Source organism: Burkholderia anthina, from assembly GCF_001547525.1.
GTDB lineage: Bacteria > Pseudomonadota > Gammaproteobacteria > Burkholderiales > Burkholderiaceae > Burkholderia > Burkholderia semiarida.
The window spans coordinates 135,546-155,509 of sequence record NZ_LNJP01000004.1; the positions used below are offsets into that span (position 1 = coordinate 135,546).

The following is a 19,964-nucleotide window of genomic DNA, read 5'->3' on the forward strand; positions in this document are numbered from 1 at the left end:
TGTCGCGTGATGCGGGGTGCCGCGCGCGACCGGCGCGCGCGGCGCCACGCGGCCCGCGCGCCGGGATCAGCCCACGATCAGCGGCGTGCCGACCGCCAGGCGGTTCGGATCGCCTGACACCGACGGATTGAGCTGCAGGATCTCGTTGAGCGCGAGCCTGTCTTGCTCGCCGCGCGTCATCGCCTGCTGATCGGCGCGCGACACGTGCGCGGCGTCGAGCAGCGACTGGCGATGCCGGTCGGCGACGACCCACAGCGAATCGCCGGCGACGACGATGTAGGGCTGCGGCGACCCGGACGGCTGCGCGGCCGACGGCGTGGCGCTGGCCGACGGCGAAGCCGGCGCGGCAGGCGGCGTACCGGGCGATGCGCTCGCCGAAGCGCTCGCCGAAGGACTGGCCGAAGCGCTCGGCGACGCGCTCGGCGACGCACCGGGTGCGAGATTCGATTGCGACGAATTCGACTGATTCGACTGATTCGACGAACCGGACCCCGAGCCGAAGAACGTCGTCCACAGCCCTTCGATCAGCTTGTACGCGAACGCGCCGACCGGAATCAGCACGACGGCCGTCGGGATCTTGTTGATCAGCGGCGTCGCGTTCGGGAAATGCGTGTTCAGACGCCCGCCGAGCAGCAGCGCGGTGGACACGCCGGTCGCGATCGCGAGGTCGTAATGGCCGCCGCTCCACTGCACGCCGGTGCCGAGGCCGCCGTACGCGACGGCCATGAAGTCGCTCGCCGAATCGGTGAAGCGCACGATGCGGCTGCGCTTGTCGGCATTCACGCGGTGCGCGCCGATCGTATAGACGAGGCCCGCATACGTGGCGCCGAACGCACCGCTCGCGATGGCGGCCGACCCGTAGGCGAGATCGAACGCCCCGTGCGCGTGCACGACGCCGCTGATGCCGACCGCGAGCGTCGCGGTCGACGTGATCGCGGCGCCCGCGCGGCCCGCGATCCCGAACAGGTGACGCGGGTTGCCGGTATGGAGCTGCTGCAGCGACGTGCCGCCGACGGTGCCCTGCATCTGCGCGAGCACGTCCGCGGCGAGCGCCTTGATGTGGGTGGTCGCGTCGTCGAAGCTCATCAGCCCGACGCGGTTCAGTTCGACATACTGCGCCGCCAGCGTCCGTGCTTCGTTCGAGATCTGTTCGAGCTGGGCGCGCCGGTTCTGGCCGTAATCGTGCGCGCCCGAGCGCAACTGCCGCGACAGCGTCACTTCGAGCCGCGTGAGCACCGCCTGCGCGGCCTTCGGATCGCCGGCCTGCAGGCTGCGCACCGCACCCTGGTGCATGACCTGGAACACGCGGCCCAGACGCGAGCCCAGCAGGAACGACGACGTCGCGCTGCCCAGCATGTCCTGCCGCAGCACGTGCGTCGCGCCGAGCGTATCGGCGATCACGAGCGCACCCGCGCCGGTGACGAGCGAGCTGAAGCCGATCGACTTCCACAGCTCCGCCTTGCGGAACGATGGCCGATGCACGCGCAGCGCGTTGATCTGCGCGAGCGCCTGCAGCTCCTCGATCATCTTGGCCTGTTTCGGATTCGCCGCGATCTGCCGGCCGACGCTGATCGGCTTTGACGGATCGTTCTTCAGCGCTTCGCGCTCGACCACCGATTGCCAGTACGCGCGACTGTCGGGCAGCGGCCCCGCGGGATCGGCGGTCGACACGACGGTGCCGCGCCCCGGCGCGCGGCTGCCGGTTTCCGCGAGCCAGCGTTCGCCGAAGCGGCGCGCGAGCTTTTCGGTGCGCGTGGCGGGCGGATGATCGGCCGACGCCCACTGCGTCATCGCATGCTCGATGGTCGCCTTGCGCGCCTGGTTGACGAGCGCGGTCGTGTTGCGTTCGTACAGTTCGCCGCGCAGCGTCGCGAGCGCGTCGTCGGACAGGCCTTTCGACTTGCCGATGCGCGCGATTTCCGCGAACAGCACCTGCTGCTGGTTCGCGAACGTCTCGGGGCTCACCGGTTCGAATACGCGCGTGAGCGCATCGGCGCCGTGCAGCCGCGCGAATTTGCCGTGACGGTCGGTCTGGTAATAGTCGACGATCCGTTCCGCCAGCGCCCGCGTCAGGTCCTGGTTCGCGATGAAGTCGGCGCCGTGCGTGCCGTACGACAGCCCCACGTGCAGCCAGTCGATCGCCTTGCGGTCGAGCAGCGCATCGAGCAGCTCGACGTGGCCGGCGCCCGGCACCGGTTCGAGCACGGCGTCCCACCCGTGAAAGCTCAGCATCACGTTCGGCGCGGGCTCGCCGGCATGATCGTGCGACCACGTCTCGAATGACGTCATGAGCCGCGTGTATTCGGCGTAGCTGTCGTTGGTGCCGGCGATCGTGCGGCGGTCGTCCGCGGAGACGAGCGGGCGGCCCGACGCCGCTTCGAGGCGAAGCTGGAAGCCATGGCGCGACGCCGCGGTGAGCCATTTGTGCAGATGCGCGATGTCGTCGAGCTCGAGCGTGCGCGTGGTGCCGTCCGGCGCCTCGCGCGTGATCGTCGCGTCGGCCTCGTTGTAGCGCGCGCCGATCGGGGAGCCGAACTGGCGGGCGCGCCGGATGAACGCCGGATCGTGCTTGCCGCCGCGCGCCGCCGCGAGCGTGTGCGGATCGACCGGAATCGACACCACCGGCATCGCGCCGCCGTATTGCTCGACGTAGCGCACCGCGAGCGCGGGATCGTCGCGCAGGTTGAACGCGCGCGCCATCGGCGCGACGCGGTCCTGGATCTCGGCCGGCGCGCGCACGAACGCCTGGATCGCGCGCTTGTCGATCATTCGGGCCGCGCTGTGGCGCGTGGCGTACGCCTGCATCCACTTCACGAACCGGTTGTGATCGCCGCCGGGATCGGCCACCGGCCCGCGCGACGGCATGCTCGACACCTCGCGCGCGAGACCGATGGGGATGCCGAGCGCTTTCAGCATCGGTGCGTCGGCCAGGATCGTCTGCGGTTCGTCGGTCAGCGCGAGACCGCCGGCATCGGGCTGGTGCCTGCGCGCGGCGAGCGCCTTCACGCGGTCGACCGTCGGGAACCAGTCGGCCACCTTCGCGGCGCCGTAGCGCATCACCCATTCCGCGACCGTGCTCGAACCGAGGCTCGGCTGGTAGGGCCGCAGCGTCAGCGGCTTGGCCGCCGGCGTTTTCGGCGGCTTGGGCGCGGCCGGCGTGTTCGACGCGTTCGACGCATTCGCGGCGCGGCGGTTGCGCCGGCGGCCCTTGCCGCGCAGCGCATTGCGCACCCGGCTGGCGGGGCCGGTGGAGCCCGTCGCGCCGCCCGCCGGCTGCGCGGCCTGCCGCGCGGCTTGCTGGGCGGCGGCGAGGTCGGCCTGCGCGGCTTTCACGCGATCGATCTGGCCGGCGATCTGCGTGCGGATCCAGCGCGTCGCGAGGTCGAACTTCTGCGGCAGCGCATCGAAATACGACTTCTCGTCGAGCAACTGCGTGAGCCGTTGCGCGAGCGCGGCTTTCTGCGTGGCGGTCGCGCGCGGGTCGAACGCATCGGGCGCGAGCGTCGACAGCAGGAAGTGCTGGTTCGCGCCGAACGGGCCGCGCCCGAGCGGCATCTCGTCGAGCGGGCGGCCCGCGTCCGGCCGGTCGCGCAATTGCTCGGCGTCGTCGTACCAGCGCGCGTTGCCGTCGTGGATCGCGATGATGCCGCGGCGCGTGTGCAGCGATTCGGCGACCGGATGATCGGTCTCGTACACGTACACGTAGTGATCGCCGCGAAGAGCCTTCAGCTCCAGCGCGCGCATCAGGTGCAGCGTGTTCGCGCCGCTGAAGTCGATCGCGAGCTGCTCGCTGTCCGGTACGAGCTTCGGCGGCAGGAACGGACTGTCGGCGCCCTCGATCTCCGCGATCTTGCGGCGCACGCCGGGATCGGCTTTCGCGAGGCCGCGCTGCACGCGCGTGCCGAGTTTCTGCATCGGCGGCTTCTCGTCGCCGAGCGCCTTGCGCATCTCCGCCGGCGCGAAGCCGCCGTAGCGCTCGACCGTGTCGTGCGCGACGTCCGTCACGACGAACCGCACGCCGCGCCGGCCGCCGGACAGGTTGTGCGCGCGCCGGCGGAACGCGGCGCCGAGATCGCGCGGCGCGATCGTCGCGTCGCCGAGCGAGGTCGATTCGTGATAGGTCCAGTCGTGCGCGGCGTTGCGCGTCGCGTAGCCGAGCACCGTGCCGGTTTCCTTGTCGATCGCGTAAAGCGTCGCGCCGTCGCCGGCCGCTTTCGCCGCCTGTTTCGGCCGGCGAAAGCGCGGCGCGTCGGCGAGAGACTTCAGCGTCGTGACGACGTTCGCGTCGGGCGTCGCGCCCGCCTGTTCGGCTTCCCAGGCGCGCCCGTCGCTGCGCGCGGTGATCCGCGCGGCGCCGCCGTACTCGCGCAGTTCCGCGAGCGACACGGGCGACACGTAGAAATCGACGTCCGCGCGTTCCGCTTGGCCGTTGTCCTTCAGCGCGCGATAGACCGCGTCGCGGATCGGCACGGCCGGATCGGCGGACGCCTTGTCGACGAACGTACCGTTCTCGTCGGTGCGCATGCTCGCGACGAACTTCGGCTGCGCGTGGCGCGCGTCGATGGAGGCCTCCGGCCGCGGTTCGTGCTCCGCGATCAGCACGTGCGCATTCGTGCCGAACGCATCCTTCATCTGCTGGAGCGACGCGAGTTGCGAACCGTCGATGCGGATCAGGTCGCGCTTGCCGTGCGACGCGAGGTGATCGAGCGCATGCTGGCGGCTTGCGGCGTCCGCCGTTGCCGCTGGCACGGGCGCGTTCGACGCCGGCTGCGGCGCGGGCGCCGGCATCTCGCGCGGCATGCCGAGCGCCTGCATCGCGTCGGCCTGGCTCGCGTAGTACGCGCGATAGGTCGCGTGGCCCGGCACGGACGGCGCGGCGTCGCCGAATGCGGCCGCGAGCCGGCGCAGCCCGGCTTCGTCGCCGGGCAGCACGTGGTCGGCTTCGCGTGCGATCGCGTCGGGCAGGCGGGCGTCCCGCGCGATGTCGATGCCGCCGTCGTCGAGGATTTCGCGGCGCACCGCGAACGCGTTCGCCTGCGCGCGCGCCTCGGCCATCAGCGCGCTGTCGGTCAGCGCCTCCGGCGACGAGCGGTCGAGCGCGAGGCGGCGCGTGATCGTCTCGACCGCGTGCTGCGCTTCGTGCGCGAGCGTGTAGACGAGCGTGCCGCTGCCGTGGAACTGCCCGTCGAGCACGATCCGCTGCTTCGCGGTATCGATCCGGCTGCCGCGCCCGGGCCGGCCCACCACGATTTTCCAGCCGGCCTCGCCGGCCAGCGCGACCTGCTGGCGCAACAGGCTCGAGCGGTCGATCAGCGCATGGGCGGCCTTGGGCAGCGGCGCGCCGCCGAAGCGCATGCGCACGCGCGTGATGACGGACGGCTTCTGCACGAACGCGTCGGGTGGCAGGTGTTCGGTGATGCCGGGATGCGCGAGCTCGATCGCACCGCGTGCGATGCCGTCCTCGAGCGTCGCGCGCAGCGCGCCGATCTCGCGGACGATGCCTTCGACGTTCAGCTTCGGCGCATCGGTCATGACCGTCGACGGGTCGCTCAGGTAGAAGTCGCCGTGCGCGTCGAACACGCCTTCGAAGTCGTAGTACAGGCGGTGCCGCGCGGTGACGTCGCGCGCGCGCTCGAGCTGCGCGAAGGCGTCGCGGGTGACGCGCGCCGGCAGCACGCCGGCCATCACGTCGTGGCTGCTCAGCGACGCGAACGGCGCGTACATCACGGCCACGCGATCGAATGCCGAGAACGGGCCGCCGACCGTGAGCGTGCGCAGGCCGTGCGCGCGCAGCGCCGCGAGGCCTTCCTGTTCGAGGCGGATCGATTCGATGTGGTCGAGAATCGCGCGATTGTCCGTGCCTTCGTAGAGGCCGATCGCATTGCGGCGGCCCAGTTCGAACACGGTCTTCTCGATACCGGCGCCGGTCGCCGCGCCGGTGAAGCGCTCGACCGGCACGCGCGCGGCCGGATCGCCGCTCACGTGGACGCCGTTGCCGTCCACGTCGAGCGCGCCCAGCTCCGGGCGCTGGTGCGGCGCGGGATCGTAGCGCAGCCACGCGTTCGTGTGGCCGAGCCGTGCCTCCGCGCCGACCCCGACCGCGATCGTCGGCGGTGCGTAGACGGGGCGCTGCCAGACGTTCGCGAGCCATGCGGCGGCGTCGCGGCCGTTGCGTGCCGACAGAATCACCGACGAGCCGGGCAGGCCGAGCACCGAGCGGTGCGCGAGCGTGACCTCGACCGGCGTGTAGGGCCGGCCGTCCGGATCGACGAGGCGGCCTTGCGCATCGGTGACGCCATGCACGATCACGATGCGGCCGTCGCGGTCGTACGACAGCGGGCCCGAGCGGTCGAGCGTCAGCGCGTCGACGCCGGCGACCGGCTTGCCGTCGAACGGCGATGCCTTCACCGGACGTGCGCGCGACCATGCCGTTTCTTCGGCGAGCGTCGCGGCCGTCTCGCGCGGCGCCGGCATCGTGACGCCGATGCGCCGCGCGGCCTGCGCATGGCGCCGATACAGCTCGCCGTAGGTCACGCCGCCGTCGAGCGACGTCGGGCTGTGCTCGAACGCGTCGGCGAGGCGCGCGAGCGACGCGGCGTCGCCGGCCCGCGCGCGGCCGTATTCGTTGGCGATCGCCTCGGGCAGCGCGACGTGGCGGCCGATGTCGACGCCGAGGTTCGCGCGGATCTCGTCGCGCACCGCGAATGCATTGACCTGCGCGCGCGCCTCGGCGAGCAGCGCGCTGCGCACGTAGCGCTGCGTCGAGCCGTAGTCGAGCCCGAGCGTGCCGGTCGCGGCCTCGAGCGCATGGCGGGCTTCGTGCGCGAGCACGTAGACCATCGATCCGGCCGACTGCAGGCCGCCGTCGATCGTGACGCGCCGCCGCCGCGTGTCGATCTTGCTGCCGCCGCCGGGCTTGCCGCGCACGACCTTCCAGCCTGCGTCGGCGCCGAGCCGAAGCTGCTGCGACAGCAGGCTCGACGCGTCGATCAGCCGGTACGCTTCCTTCGGCAGCGGCGCGCCGCCGAAGCGCATCCGCACGCGCGTGATGACCGACGGCTTCTGCACGAACGCATCGGGCGGCGGCGTTTCCGCCAGCCGCGGATGCGCGAGTTCGATGTTGCCGCGCTCGAGGCCTTGCGTCAGCGCGCGCTCGATCACCGCGAGCCGTTCCAGCGCGGCGAAGTGCTCGCTCGCGCCCATGCCGATCGCACCGGGGTCGCTCAGCAGGAAATCGCCGCCGCGCGTGAAGAGGCCTTGCAGGTCGAAGCCGATGCCCGTGCGTTCGACGACGTCGCGAATCCGCTGGATGTGCTCCAGCGCCGCGCGCGACACCACGCGCGGCAGCGCGCCCGTCTCGAAGCCGAAGCTGTGGAACACGCCGAGCGGCCGGTACAGCACGGCGACGCGGTTCAGCGCGGAGAACGGCCCATCCATCGTCACGGTCTTCAGGCCGTACGAGGCGAGATCGTCGAGTGCGATGCTCTCGTCGATCGCCGCGTCGATCTGACGCGCTTCCGACGTATGCGGGCCGGTGTCGTACACCGCGAGCGCGGCATCGTGGCCGAGCGCGAACACGGTTTTCTCGGCGCCGGCGCCGAGCAGTTCGCCGACGTGACGCTCGACGTCGATCCGCGCGGCCGGATTGCCTTCGACGTGCACGCCTTCGGCATCGGCCGCGAGCGGCCCGAGATCGTGCGGCGCCGCGGGCGCCGGGTCGTAGCGGCGGAACACACCGGTGTCGAGCAGCGCCGCGCGTTCGCCGACCGCGTGCGGGGGCGGCGCATACACCGGCCGCTGCCACAGATTCGCGAGCCCGGCGGCCGCCGCATCGCCACCGTGCTTCGCGGACAGCACGATCGAATAGCCGTCCTTGACCAGGAACGACGGCGCCTGGTCGAGCGCGTATTCATGCACGCCGGCCGGCCGCCCGCCCGCGAGCAGCGTGCCGTCCGCCAGCGTATCGGCGTGCAGCATCAGCACGCCCTGGTCCTGCAGCATCGTGAAGTGGCGGCTGCGCGCCGCCTGCAGGTCGGCCACCGCCGGCACGGGCCCGTCGCCGAACGGCGACGCATATTCGGCATGCGCGCGGCTCCATGCCACGCGTTCGTCGAAGCCGCGCACGCCGTGCGGCGCGCCGCCGGTCTCGTGCGTCTGCGGCGCGGGCATCCGGCGCGGGATGCCGCCGCGGCGCTTCTGGCGCGACCAGACGTCGTCGTAGAAGTCGCGGTAGGTCTCGCCGTCGCGGCCCGACACGGGCGCATCGGCGAATGCGTCGACGAGGCGTCCGACCGTGCCCGCATAGTCGTGCGACGGCGCGCGCCACGCGGCGCCTTCGCGCTCGATCGCATCGGGCAGGCGCACGTGCGCGGCAATGTCGCCGCCGCCCGCGAGCTCGATTTCGTAGCGTGCCTCGAACGCGTTGATCTGCGCGCGGGCCTCGGCTTCGAGCGCCTTGCGCGTGAAGCGGCTGCGGTTGCCGTAGTCGAGGTTCAGCACGCCGGCCATCGCCTCGACCGCATGGCGCGCCTCGTGCGCGAGCGTGTACGTGATGCTGCCCGGATGCTGGAGCGCGCCGTCGATCGTCACGCGGCGCTTGCGCGGGTCGATGCGGCTGCCGCCGCCGCGCTTGCCGAGCGTCACGCGCCAGCCGGCGTCCTGCAGCATGCGCAGTTGCGTGGCGAGCGTGCCCGACTGCATCGCGAGCGCCTGCGCGGCTTCGGGCAGCGCCGCGCCGCCGAAGCGCATCTGCATCCGCGTGACCCAGCCCGGCTTCGATGCGCCGTGATCGGGCGGGGCCGTCTCGGTCGTTTCGGGGTGCGCGGCGGCGAGGCCGACGTCGTCGTTCGCCGCGGTGCGACGTTCGCTGTCCGCCGGCGCGCGGGCGGCCTGGCCGTGCGCGTCGTCGAGCGCGCGTGCGCCGCGGTCGGCCGCGGCGGTGTCGCGTTGCGCCATTCGCTCGGGCGCGCCGGCGCGTTCCGGCTGGACGAGCACGAGCACGCGGTTCGGCGCGCTGAACACGCCGTCGAGCGCATGGACCGGCTCGGGCGGCGCGGCCGTCCGCGGCATCGCCGGTTCGTTCGGGCCGCGCTTGCCGGCCAGCACGATCACCGTGTCGTCGGCGGCCGCGCGGGGCGACGTGGGCGGCGCTTCGTCGGGCGCGATGCCGTCCGGCAGGCCGGCTTCAGGGGCCGCGGCCGTCTCCGGCGCGGGATCGAAGCGCAGCACGCGCGCGCCCGCGCGCAGTTGGCCGTCCGCACCGAATGCGTCGGGCGCGGCCGCATAGACGGGCTTCTGCCAGCGGTTCGCGAGCTCGGGTGCGAGCGCCGCGTCGTGTTCGCCGGCGACGACGATCACCGGTTCCTCGAGATCCTGCGGGCGCGGCGACGATGGCCGTGCCCCGGGCGCGTCGGGTGTCGCGCCGCTGCGCACCACGTAGACCGTGCGATTGCCGAGCTCCATCGGCTCGGCGCGCGGCCCGCGCGGTACGGCGATGCCGGCCGGATCGGACGTCGCCGCGCGCGTGACGGGCGCGTCCTCCGTCAGATCGACGACCTTCGCGTTGACGCGCGGCGGCGCGCCGTCCGGCTTCGCGCGCGTGCCCGGGCCGGCCGGCTCGTCGGCCGCGACCGGCCGCCAGCGCATCGATTGCGTATCGGCGCTGCGCCGGTTGGCGCTCGCGGTCGTGCTGCGTTCGGCATCGGTCTGGTCGCGCTGCTGCTGCACGCGGGCGCGTTCCTCGCTGGTGCGTCGCGTGCTGCGCGCATCGGCGGACACGCTCGCGGCTTCGCCTTCGGCCGCTGTCTGCGCGAGGCGGCGCGGCGCCTGCGCGCCGGCGGCCGTCTGCCGGTAGGCGTCGCTCGCCTGGTCGAGCACGTGTTGCAGCACGTCGAGCGGCGTCTTCGCGACGATCTTCGGCGTCACGCTCATCTCGCCGTCGGGGCCGAACGACATGCGCTCGCCGGTGCCCGTCACGTCGTCGACGCGCGTACCGTTGGTCCATGCCTTCGGCGACACCGATACCACGGACAGCGTGCCGTCTTCGCCGAGCACCACCGATTTGCCCGGCGGCAGGCGTTTCGCGGATGCGCGGTCGAGCACGCGAATCGGCGTGTTGTCGTAGGTGAGCACCTTGTCGCCCACGCGCAGCGTGCCGTCCGGCGACACCTTGACGGCTTCGCCGTCGAGCGTCACGCGCGTGCGGCCGGCCGCGAGCGACGACGCGTCGCCGCTCTCGAGTATCCGGCCGATCATCCGGCTGTCGACGGCGACGGTCTTGCCGTCGGCCCCGCGAATCGGCACCGGCCGGCCGGTGCGCGTGCGCACCGACGTCACCGCGCGTTCCTTGAGGCCGCCGGCCGCCATCAGCGCGACGTTGGTGATCCCGGACTTGAGCTGCTCGCCGGCCGCCTTCTTGTCGCCCGTGACGAAATAGTCGTAGCCCGCTTCGCCGAACGCCTCGAGCGCACCGCCCACGCCCGTCACGACCGCGGTGGTCCGCGCGCCGGTGGCGAGCACCGACGCGACCTTCGGCGTGCGCGTGAGCGTCGTGACCGCGCGCGTGAACAGCTTGCTGCCGGCGAGCTTCGCGGCGCCCGCCGCGCCCATCGGCACGAGATTGATGAAGTCGGCCCGCGCGCCCGGGTCGGTAAACGGATTGAGGCTGCGCCCGTGGTCGGCGCGGTTGGCCAGATCGAGGCCGGCGCTCGTCATCGTCGCGCCGATCGCCGTGTACATCATCCCCGCGCCGAGGATGTTCAGCGGTACGCCGACGATCGCGCCGATGCCGGTGCCGTCGAGCAGCGTGCCGAGGCCTTCGAGCGCCATCCCGCCGACCATCATGCCGATGTTCAGGCCCGTGCTGGTCAGCGTGTTCAGAAAACTGTCGAAGCCGCTTTCGTGATGCGCGGCCTTCGACACGAGCTGCAGCGTGCCGTCCGCGTTGTGGCCGGTCGCGATGTCGACCGTGCCGTCCGTCGACAGCTCGTTGTTATCGATGTAGTCGTTGATGTCGTCGTAGTTGCTCGCCGTCTCGTCGACGTACTGCGTGCCGTCCTTGCCGCTGACCTTGAACAGCGCGCTGGTGGTCATGCCGGCCTCCTTGGCGGCGTAGACCATCGGCAACACGCTGACCTGCGTCGTCGCGCCGCCGCCGATCTCCAGCAGCTTGTCGCGCACGCTGTTGATCGTCTTCAGCTTTTCCTTGTCGGTGTAGCGCGCGACATCGTCCTTCGTCGGCGATACGAGGTCCGAACCGTCGCCCGACGCCGCATCGTTCCGGACGTCCGGCTGCATGCCGAGCGCGACGCCGATCAGGTTGCGCTGTTCGTTGTCGGTCAGCTTGCCGAACGCGATCGTGCCGCCGTTGTTGGTGCTCGCGCTGGCCGCGTCGAGCAGCGAGTTCGACAATTCGCCGCGATGTGCTTCGTAGAAATCGTGCAGCGCCTTCTTGTAGTCGTTCTCCTCGTCCGAGCCGGGCGCCGCGTAGCGCAGCCGTTCGTCGAGGCCGGCGTCGAACCGGTCCATCAGCACCTGCTGATGCGACGTCTCGCTCAGCAGCTGCAGGCGCTGCACCGCGTTGTCGGCCTGCGTGACGGCCGCCTTCGCCTTGTCGAGCTGGTCCTGATACAGGTTCGGGCGCGGCGCTGACGGCGCCGGGATCATGTCGTCGCCCGCGACGGTGCGAAAACGCATGGGCGGCGGATTCGCGGCGGCCCAGTCGTCATACTGCTTCTGCACCGACTCGAGCGTGCTCTTCGCCTGCGTCTGCTTGATGCGCGCCTGCGACAGCGCGAGCTGGGTCGCGCGCTCGTTGACCGAATCCGACATCCGGCTGTCGGCCGCGCGGATCGCGCCCGCGACGGTCTGCATGCGCTTCACGTCGAGCATCGTCGGGCCCGCCTGCGCGGCGGACGGGCCCGACGATTGCGGCAGCAGGAACGGCCGGTCGAGCAGCGGCGACGCGGGCAGCGACGACGCGCCGTTGGACCCCGGCAACGTCGGCGAGGCCAGCGGCGATGCGCTCGGCAGCGACGGCGTGCCGGTGGGGGCGGCCGACGCGGCCGTCGACAACGACGACGCGGGCAGGCCGGGCAGGCCGTTCGCGGTCGACAGCGACGGCGTCAGCAGCGGCGACTGGAGCGCGGGTTTCGTGAATATCGATGGCGGGTTGACCTTCGCCTTGATCTGCGAGGCCTGATCGTCGTACTGCTGCGCGAGCGTCGCGCCGTACGCGACGACGAAGCCGTCGTGCGCGATGCTCGCCTGCTGCTTCGCCTGATCGAGCTTCGCATACGCATCGCCGAGGTCCAGATCGACCTGCGGATCCTTGATCATCGCGTGCGGATTGTCCTTGTGCCACGCGTTGGATGCGTCCAGCTTCTTCGTATAGTCGGCCTGCAGCGTGTCGACCTGCCGTTGCGCGGACAGCATCTGCAGATAGCCGCCGCTCGTGTTCGCGGCCGTCTGCGCGCGGGCGAGCGCGGTCTTCGCGTTTGACACCTCGTTCGGGACGATCACCGTCGGCCCTTCCTTGCCGCTGGCCGAATCGTAGCGCTGCTGCGCGTTCGTGAGCGCCAGGCTGTCGTTGGCCGCGCCGTACGCGGCGTTCGCATAGTTCGCATCCTTCGCGGCGGCCGTGACGGCCTGCTGTGCGGCATCCTGCGAAGCGGGGGCGTCGGGCATCGTGACCCGCAGCTCCAGCGGCTGCAGCGCGTCGTTCAACCGCCCGACGCCCGCATCCAGCGCGGCCTTGTAGTCCGGATCGGCGAGGTACGACTGGAACTGCGTATATGCGAGGTTGGAATTCGCGACGTCCGCGAAGTATTTCGACGCGCCCACGGCCGCCTTCGCGCTCGCGGTCTGCCAATCGTCGTAGAGCCGGATCTGCAGCGGATTCTTGCAGTCGCCCGGCTGCGGCACCCAGTTCGGATCGTTCGCATGATCGGGGAAGGCGGCCAGCAGCGTCTTGAACTGCTGGTCGGCCGCGTGCTGCGCGTCGCCCGGGTCCGTCACCTTGCCGGAGTCGTCGATCTTCATTCCGGCCGGCATGTCGGCGTTCGCCTGTTCGCCGTACAGGATCATGTAGCCGGCGTCGGTCGTCACGTTCAGCTCGCGCTGCGCGGTGTCGGCCGCCGTGCGCGCCTTCGCGTAGTCGGCCTGCGCGGTCTTGCGGTCGTCGGCCGTCGACTCGGGATCGCGGTTGACCAGATGCAGCACGTTCTGCGCGCCCTGTAGCGTCTGCGACGCGTTGTCGTACTTCGTCTGCGCGTTCTGGATCGCTTTTTGCACCGCGCGCGTCTTGTCGTTCTCGACGGTGATGTCGGGCGGCGGCGCCGTATATTGCGCGGCCATGCTCTGGATCAGCGACGTCGCGGACTGGATCTCGGCGTTGGTCGGCTTAGACGGATCGGTGGCCAGCGACGCGGTGACGGGAATCGGCGGGGCGGTGGTGGGGTTCGCGGGCCCGGCCGCCGGATCGTCCTTCTTCGGCGGCGGAGGCGGCGGGGGCGGCGCCACGACCGGATTCAGCGTTTCCGACAGGAAGCGCTGCCAGTTCACACCCAGTCCCAATCCGTCGATCAACAGCATGCTCGTCTCCGTTGAGCCGCGCGACGCGCGGCACGCGCGGCGCCCTGCACGCCGCGACGTGATCGTTCGAGTGTACGGACGCACCCGGCAGCGGGAACACCGCAGTTTCGTAGCGGCGGGAAGCGGCCGGCGCCTGCGCGCCGCGCGGGCTACGAGGTGGACTACGAGGCCGGCCCGGCGTGCGGCCGCCATGCCGCGCGCCGTCGTTCGGACCCCTGAAAGCGGCGCGGGTGCGAGCGCACGGAGCCGCGCGCGATCAAGCGCTCACGGGTCGAGACACCGCACGCACAGCCGCTTCGCCTGGCTCGCCGGCAAGCCGCGGCACATCATCACGACCGGGCGCGCATGGCACGACGGCGCATCGGCGGACGCGGCCGGCAACGGCAGCCTGCGCGCGCGTTCGGGCGGCGTGGTCGCGGCCGCGTCCATGCGCCGCTGTCGCGCCGGCGGCGGCACGTCGCGCACGACCGGGATCGGTTCGACGCCGCCTTCGTGCGCGTTGCGCTGCGCGCTCGCGACGACGCGGCTCACGTAGCCGCTCGAGAAGCCGGTCGTGAAGTTGCCGCTGTAGTAGCACGACAGCGCCGCGCGCAATGCGGCCTGGGCCGGGCGGCCGGTATTCGACGAGCGGGCGAAGCATTCGGTCAGGATCGCGCCGCCGGCCCGCAGGTTGCGGCACGGCTCGAACATCGTCGTTTCATCGAGCCCGTATTTCGCGAAATTGCGCTCGTTCACCTGCGCGAGCCCGACGCTGTAGCTGAAGCCGCGCGACGCGAGTTCACGCGCGGTCGCGCGCGCCTCGTCGAGCGACGCCGGCTGGCGCGCCAGGTGGCCGCCGACCACACCGATCGCATACGGATTGAAGCCCGACTCGGTGCGCACCAGCGCGGCGAGCGTATCGGGGTCGACGTTCGGCGCGCACGCGCGCGCCAGTTGCGCGAAGCCGGCGGCGCTGCCGGCCGCATGCGCGACGCCGTGCTGCCCGCACGCGAGCGCGATCAACGCGCAAACGCATGCGGCGGCGGTTCGCAGGGCGCGTGCGCGCATCATCCGGCTCCGGCGACCCGATACGACAGCACGAGCCCGTGCACGAGCAGCGACCAGCCGTCGAGCGCGACGAACAAGAGCAGCTTGAACGGCACAGAGATCGTCGTCGGCGAGATCATCTGCATCCCGAGCGCGAGCAGGATGTTCGCGACCAGCAGGTCGACGACGATGAACACGATATAGATCACGAAGCCGATCTGGAACGCCTTCGTCAGCTCGGCGAGCGTGAAGCTCGGCACCAGCACGAGCAGGTCGTCGTCCTTGATGCCGTCCGCGCGGTGCTTCGGCCATACCGAGGTGGCCGTGCGCACGAAGAACTCGCGGTCGCGCTGCCGTGTATGCGACACGAGGAAATCCTTGATCGGTGGCAGCGCGGCATCGGCGAGCGCGCCGATGTCCGAAGTCGACAACTGTCCCGACGCATCGAAGTGGCGCGCCTGCAGCGCGTCGCGGATCGACATCCCGACGGGCGCCATGATGAACAGCGACAGGATCAGCGCGATGCCGTTCAGCACGAGGTTCGGCGGCACCTGCTGGATCCCGAGCGCGGAGCGCAGCAGGCCGAGCACGACCACCAGCTTCGTGTAGCTCGTCACCATCAGCGCCGCGAACGGCGCGATGCCGAGCGCGGCGATCACCGCGATCAGCGCGACCGGATTCGGCAGGTTGCCCATCGTTCAGCGCTCGCGCGGCGCGGGCTGCGTCAGCGTGACCACGCGCACGCCGAGCTTCTGGCCGACCGCGATCAGATGGCCGGTGCCGATCAGCATCCCGTTCGCGACGAGATGGATCACGCTCTGGTTGATGCCTTGCTGCAGCTCGATCACGGCGCCCGGCTGCAGCGCGCTCAGCTCGCCGAGCGGCATCGACGTGGGCGGCAGCTCGAAGCGCAGGTCGACCGCGAGGCCGTCGAGCGAGCGCGGCGCGTCGGCGGACGGCGCGTCGTGCGTCGTCGGCGGCGCGGAGTCGGTGCGGGTCGGTTCCAAAGGCATCTCCCTGATTCGTTCGACGGTCAGCCGGTTGCCCGACGGCCGTCCGGTGATTTCCCACGCCGGCGCGGCCGGCAGCCGCGCGACGCACAGCAGGTTCTGCTCGTGCGCCTGCCAGCGCTCGATCGCGATGATGTCGCCGCCGACGACGTCGGCCAGCTCGGCCGTCGTCAGCTCGGTGCGGCCGATCTCGAACACGAGCGGCACGGGCAGGTTCGCGTAGGCCGCGCTTGCCGACGTGCGCGCGGCGGGCGCGGCCGCGAAGAACACGGCCAGCGCATCCGGCGCATCGAACAGCAGCGCGCCGTGGCAGCGCCACGCGGCGTCGGCGCGCCGCAGCTCGAAGCGCAGCGCGGCCGGCGACGCGTGCCAGGCCGGTGCGCCGTCGGGCGGCGGCAGCAGCTCCACGCGCTGCCGCGTCGCCGCCTGCAGTACGGCCGTGAGCGGCGCGGCGAGGTCGGCGAGCAGCGCCGCGCGGATCACGGCCGGTACGGCCGGGTCGGCCGCGTCGCCGAGCCATTCGGTTTCCGCGACCGGGTCGATCCACAGCGTGCCGGCGGCCGGGCCGACGACGAAGCGGTACGCGTGCGCGTCGGCGGCCGGCTCGGCGTCGACGCGCCAGCGCACCTCGTATGCGTGCTCGCCGAGCGTGACCGGAACGGCGCCGGTCGCGCAGTACGCGTGCGACAGCCCGCGCGCGGCGGCGGCGGACAGGCGCGGCAGGTAGGGCGACGCGTCGAGCGCGACCGCGGCCGGCGCGGCGGCCGCGGGCGGTTCGGAAGCGGCGGGCATGGCCCGGTTCGCGGCGTCGCCGGCGTCGGCATTCGTCAGGAACAGCGCAGGCACGGCGGGATCGGGGCGGATTCGGCGTTGGTTCGACGGGTTGTTCTGGGGCCGGCGGCGCCGAGGGGCGCGCGGCTGCTGCGTCGATTGTAGGGACGGCGATGGCCGCGTGCCGCGCCGGAATCCGTAGTCGCGTCCATCGCGCGGAGACGGCGGGAGCGGGACGCTACGAAGCGTGACGAAGTGCGGTGGAAGGCGGTGGAGGGCGATGAAGGGCGATGAAGGGGCGGAGGCGAGGGCGGGCGCTCAAAGGCAACCGCTCAAAGGCAACCGCTCAAAGGCAACCGCTCAAAGGCAACCGCCGCCCGGAGGCGGCGGTCGGGGCGCGACTGGCTGGCGGGCCGGGCGGCGTGCAGGCCGCGAAGGGCTGCGAATCCGCGCGGCGCGGTGGGGAGGCGTGGCCGGCGCGCCGCGAACGGGCGGCGCGCGGCTGAAACGTTATGCGTAGTCGGCGGCCATCGCGGGTTGCGGCGCCGCGCGTACGATCGGCGCCGCGTCGTGGCGCTCGACGTGCGTCATCGCCGCACCGAACAGCACGAGGCGATAACCGACCGCGTAGATCGGGATGATCCGCAGGTTCTTGTCGTGTTCGAGCTGCAGTTTCGAACGGATCCGCGAGATATGGGTGTCGAGCGTGCGCGACGACACGCCGAGCTCGCGGCCCCACACGGCTTCCTGGATTGCCTGCCGCGGCACGATCTTGTTCATGTTGTCGAGCAGGAATTCGACGACGTCGAATTCGCGCGGCGTCACGTCGACGACCTTGTCGTCGATTTCGATCGTGCGGCGGACGAAGTTGATTTTTATGTTGTCGATGTACAGGTATTTGCAATCCATGGTGGCCCTCGCATGTCCGTAAAGGAGTGTTTGCGGGTCCTGTGCTGCAACTTCCGGGCCAGGGGCGGGATCGTCACGGGGTGGCGGCCGCGCGTAGCGGCGCAGAGGGCCTGGCAGCCTTGAATTCAAAAGAATTTTTAACGGGAAGCGTCGGGCAGACGATGAAAGGGCCGGATCGACGGTGAAGGATTGTTACGTAGCATCGGCGCGCCGACGTTACGGGCGTTACGTCTGACGTAACGTGGGAGAGGGGATGGTTTACGGGGGCGGGCTGGATGATGGTTCAGCCAGATAACGAACCCTACATCGAACTCTACCGGGTTTGCCTTATTTTGTTTTTAAATCAATGGGTTGTATGAACTTCCCGCCGACATCGAACCCTACATCGACAGCGGCGCCGGCCACGGGGCATGCCCCGCCCGCGGCCGGCGCGCTATCGCATCGGGATCAAGCCTTCGCGCCATCCGCCGAATCGAACGGCAGCACGTAATGCCGCTTGCCCGTCGCCGCGAAGATCGCGTTCGCGACGGCCGGCCCGACCGGCGCGACGCCCGGCTCGCCGACCCCGGTCGGCGCCTCCGCCGACGGCACGATATGCACCTCGACCTTCGGCATCTCGGCCATCCGCAGCACGTGGTAGCCGTCGAAGTTGCGCTGCTCGACCTGCCCGTCCTTCAGCGTGATCGCGCTGTGCATCGCCGCGCCGAGCCCGAACCCGATGCCGCCTTCCATCTGCGCGGCGACGATGTCGGGATTGATCGCGATCCCGCAGTCGACCGCGCACACCACGCGCTCGACCTTCACCTTGCCGTCCGCGTCGACCGACACCTCGGCCACTTGCGCGACATAGCTCTTGAACGCCTCGGCCACCGCAATCCCGCGCCCGCGCCCCTTCGGCAGCGGCTTGGCCGGATCCCAGCCGGCCTTCTGCGCGGCCAGCTCCAGCACCGCGCGCATGCGCGGCTCCTTCGCGAGCAGGTCCCGGCGGAACGCGTACGGGTCCTTGCCGGCCGCGTGCGCGGCTTCGTCGATGAACGCCTCGACCGCGTAGGCCGTGTGCGAGCTGCCGACCACGCGCCACCACAGCACGGGTACGCCCGTCTTCGCGGTGGTGAGTTCGACCGACACGTTCGGCACCGCGTACGGCAGGTTCGCCGCGCCCTCGACCGACGTCGCATCGATCCCGTTCTTGACCATGAACGCCTCGAACGGCGTGCCGGCGAGGATCGACTGGCCGACGATCCGGTGACGCCAGCCCACCAGCCGGCCGTCCGCGGTCAGGCCCGCGTCGAGCTTGTGGAAGTACATCGGCCGGTAGAAGCCGCCCTGGATGTCGTCCTCGCGCGTCCATTGCAGCTTGACGGGCTTGCCGTCCGCGCCGAGCGCCTTCGCGATCGACACGGCCTCGACCACGTAATCCGACCACGCGTTCGCGCGCCGGCCGAAGCTGCCGCCCGCATACAGCGTGTGGATTTTCACCTGCTCGGGCTTCAGTCCGGCGACCTTGGCCGCGTTGCCCTGGTCGACCGTCTGGAACTGGTCGCCGGCCCAGATCTCGCAACTGTTCGCCGTCAGCTTGACGACCGCATCGAGCGGCTCCATCGGCGCATGCGCGAGATACGGGAATTCGTACGTCGCGCTGATCTTGCGCGCCGCGCCCGCGATCGCCGCATCGGCATCGCCGTCCTTGCGCGCGGACGCGCCCGGCCTCTCCGCGAGTTGCCGGTATTCGCGCATGATCTCGTCCGAGCCGCGCTTTTCCGCCTTCGTTTCGTCCCAGTCGACCTTCAGCGCGTCGCGGCCTTGTTTCGCGGCCCAGAAGCCCGTCGCGACGACCGCGACGCCGCCCGGCACCTGCACGACCGAGACGACGCCCGGCACGGCCTTCGCGGCTGTCGCGTCGAACGATTTCACCGTCGCGCCGAAGCGCGGCGGCCGCTGCAGCAGCGCGACGCGCATGCCGGGGAACGTCGTGTCGAGCGTGAATTGCGCGGTGCCGTTCGATTTGGCCGACCCGTCGACGCGCGGAATGCGATGGCCGATCAGCTTGAAATCGGCCGGCTGCTTCAGCGTGACCTTGTCGGGCACGGGCAGCTTCGACGCATCGGCGACGAGCGCGCCGTACGTGGCCGTCTTGCCGCTCTTCGCGTGCGTGACGACGCCGTTGGCGGTGGTCAGCTCGCCGGCCGGCACCTTCCAGCGGGCCGCCGCGGCCGACACGAGCATCGCGCGCGCCTTGCCGCCCGCTTCGCGCAGTTGCTGCCACGAGTTCGCCATGGCCGAGCTGCCGCCCGTGCCCTGCATCGTGCCGAACGCGAGGTTCGCATAGCGCTTCGCATCGGCCGGCGCGCTTTCGACGCGCACGCTCGACCAGTCGGCGTCGAGCTCCTCGGCGACGATCGTCGCGATGCCTGTATACGCGCCCTGGCCCATTTCGACGTGCTTCGCGATGACCGTGACGGCGCCGTCGGGCGTGATGCGCAGGAACGCATTCGGCGCGAATTCGCCGGCGGGGGCGGTGGCGGCGAGCGCGCGGCGGCCGAGGCCGGCCCAGTCGAAGCCGATCGTCAGGCTGACGGCGGCGGTTGCCCCCGCGGCTTTCAGGAACGTGCGGCGCGACGGGCGCACCGAACCGGTATTGTCGAGTTCGATCGTCAT

General features: G+C 71.2%; 6 protein-coding genes. All 6 read right to left on the reverse strand.

Translation table 11 applies throughout. The features are described 5' to 3' along the window. Positions 1-66: 66 nt before the first annotated feature. The 6 genes from WS64_RS29820 to WS64_RS29845 all read right to left on the reverse strand — a co-directional run bounded on the left by WS64_RS29820 (position 67) and on the right by WS64_RS29845 (position 19,964). Positions 67-13,590, reverse strand: coding sequence for an LWXIA domain-containing protein (locus WS64_RS29820; protein WP_060968686.1), 13,524 nt, complete (start codon positions 13,588-13,590; stop codon positions 67-69). A 264-nt stretch (positions 13,591-13,854) separates the two neighbouring features. Then, positions 13,855-14,637, reverse strand: coding sequence for a lytic transglycosylase domain-containing protein (locus WS64_RS29825; RefSeq protein WP_059640000.1), 783 nt, complete (start codon positions 14,635-14,637; stop codon positions 13,855-13,857). Next, a complete protein-coding gene (gene sctR, locus WS64_RS29830) occupies positions 14,637-15,311 on the reverse strand; it encodes a type III secretion system export apparatus subunit SctR (protein ID WP_059584725.1) in 675 nt (224 codons plus the stop codon). The genes WS64_RS29825 and sctR overlap by 1 nt, the downstream gene beginning before the upstream one ends. Positions 15,312-15,314: 3 nt before the next feature. Further along, positions 15,315-16,472 carry a type III secretion system cytoplasmic ring protein SctQ gene (gene sctQ, locus WS64_RS29835; RefSeq protein WP_060968687.1) on the reverse strand — a complete coding sequence of 386 codons (1,158 nt, stop codon included), beginning with the start codon at positions 16,470-16,472 and terminating at the stop codon, positions 15,315-15,317. Between the two features lie 435 nt (positions 16,473-16,907). Next, positions 16,908-17,306 (reverse strand): winged helix-turn-helix domain-containing protein, encoded by a 399-nt coding sequence (locus tag WS64_RS29840; RefSeq protein WP_059639757.1) that lies wholly within the window; start codon positions 17,304-17,306, stop codon positions 16,908-16,910. A 447-nt stretch (positions 17,307-17,753) separates the two neighbouring features. Continuing rightward, positions 17,754-19,964 (reverse strand): xanthine dehydrogenase family protein molybdopterin-binding subunit, encoded by a 2,211-nt coding sequence (locus tag WS64_RS29845; protein ID WP_060968688.1) that lies wholly within the window; start codon positions 19,962-19,964, stop codon positions 17,754-17,756.

Coding starts and splice junctions, on each gene's coding strand:
- WS64_RS29820 (WP_060968686.1), bottom strand. CDS start 13,590: ATGCTGTTGATCGACGGATTGGGACTGGGTGTGAACTGGCAGCGCTTC.
- WS64_RS29825 (WP_059640000.1), bottom strand. CDS start 14,637: ATGCGCGCACGCGCCCTGCGAACCGCCGCCGCATGCGTTTGCGCGTTG.
- sctR (WP_059584725.1), bottom strand. CDS start 15,311: ATGGGCAACCTGCCGAATCCGGTCGCGCTGATCGCGGTGATCGCCGCG.
- WS64_RS29840 (WP_059639757.1), bottom strand. CDS start 17,306: ATGGATTGCAAATACCTGTACATCGACAACATAAAAATCAACTTCGTC.
- WS64_RS29845 (WP_060968688.1), bottom strand. CDS start 19,964: ATGACGATCGAACTCGACAATACCGGTTCGGTGCGCCCGTCGCGCCGC.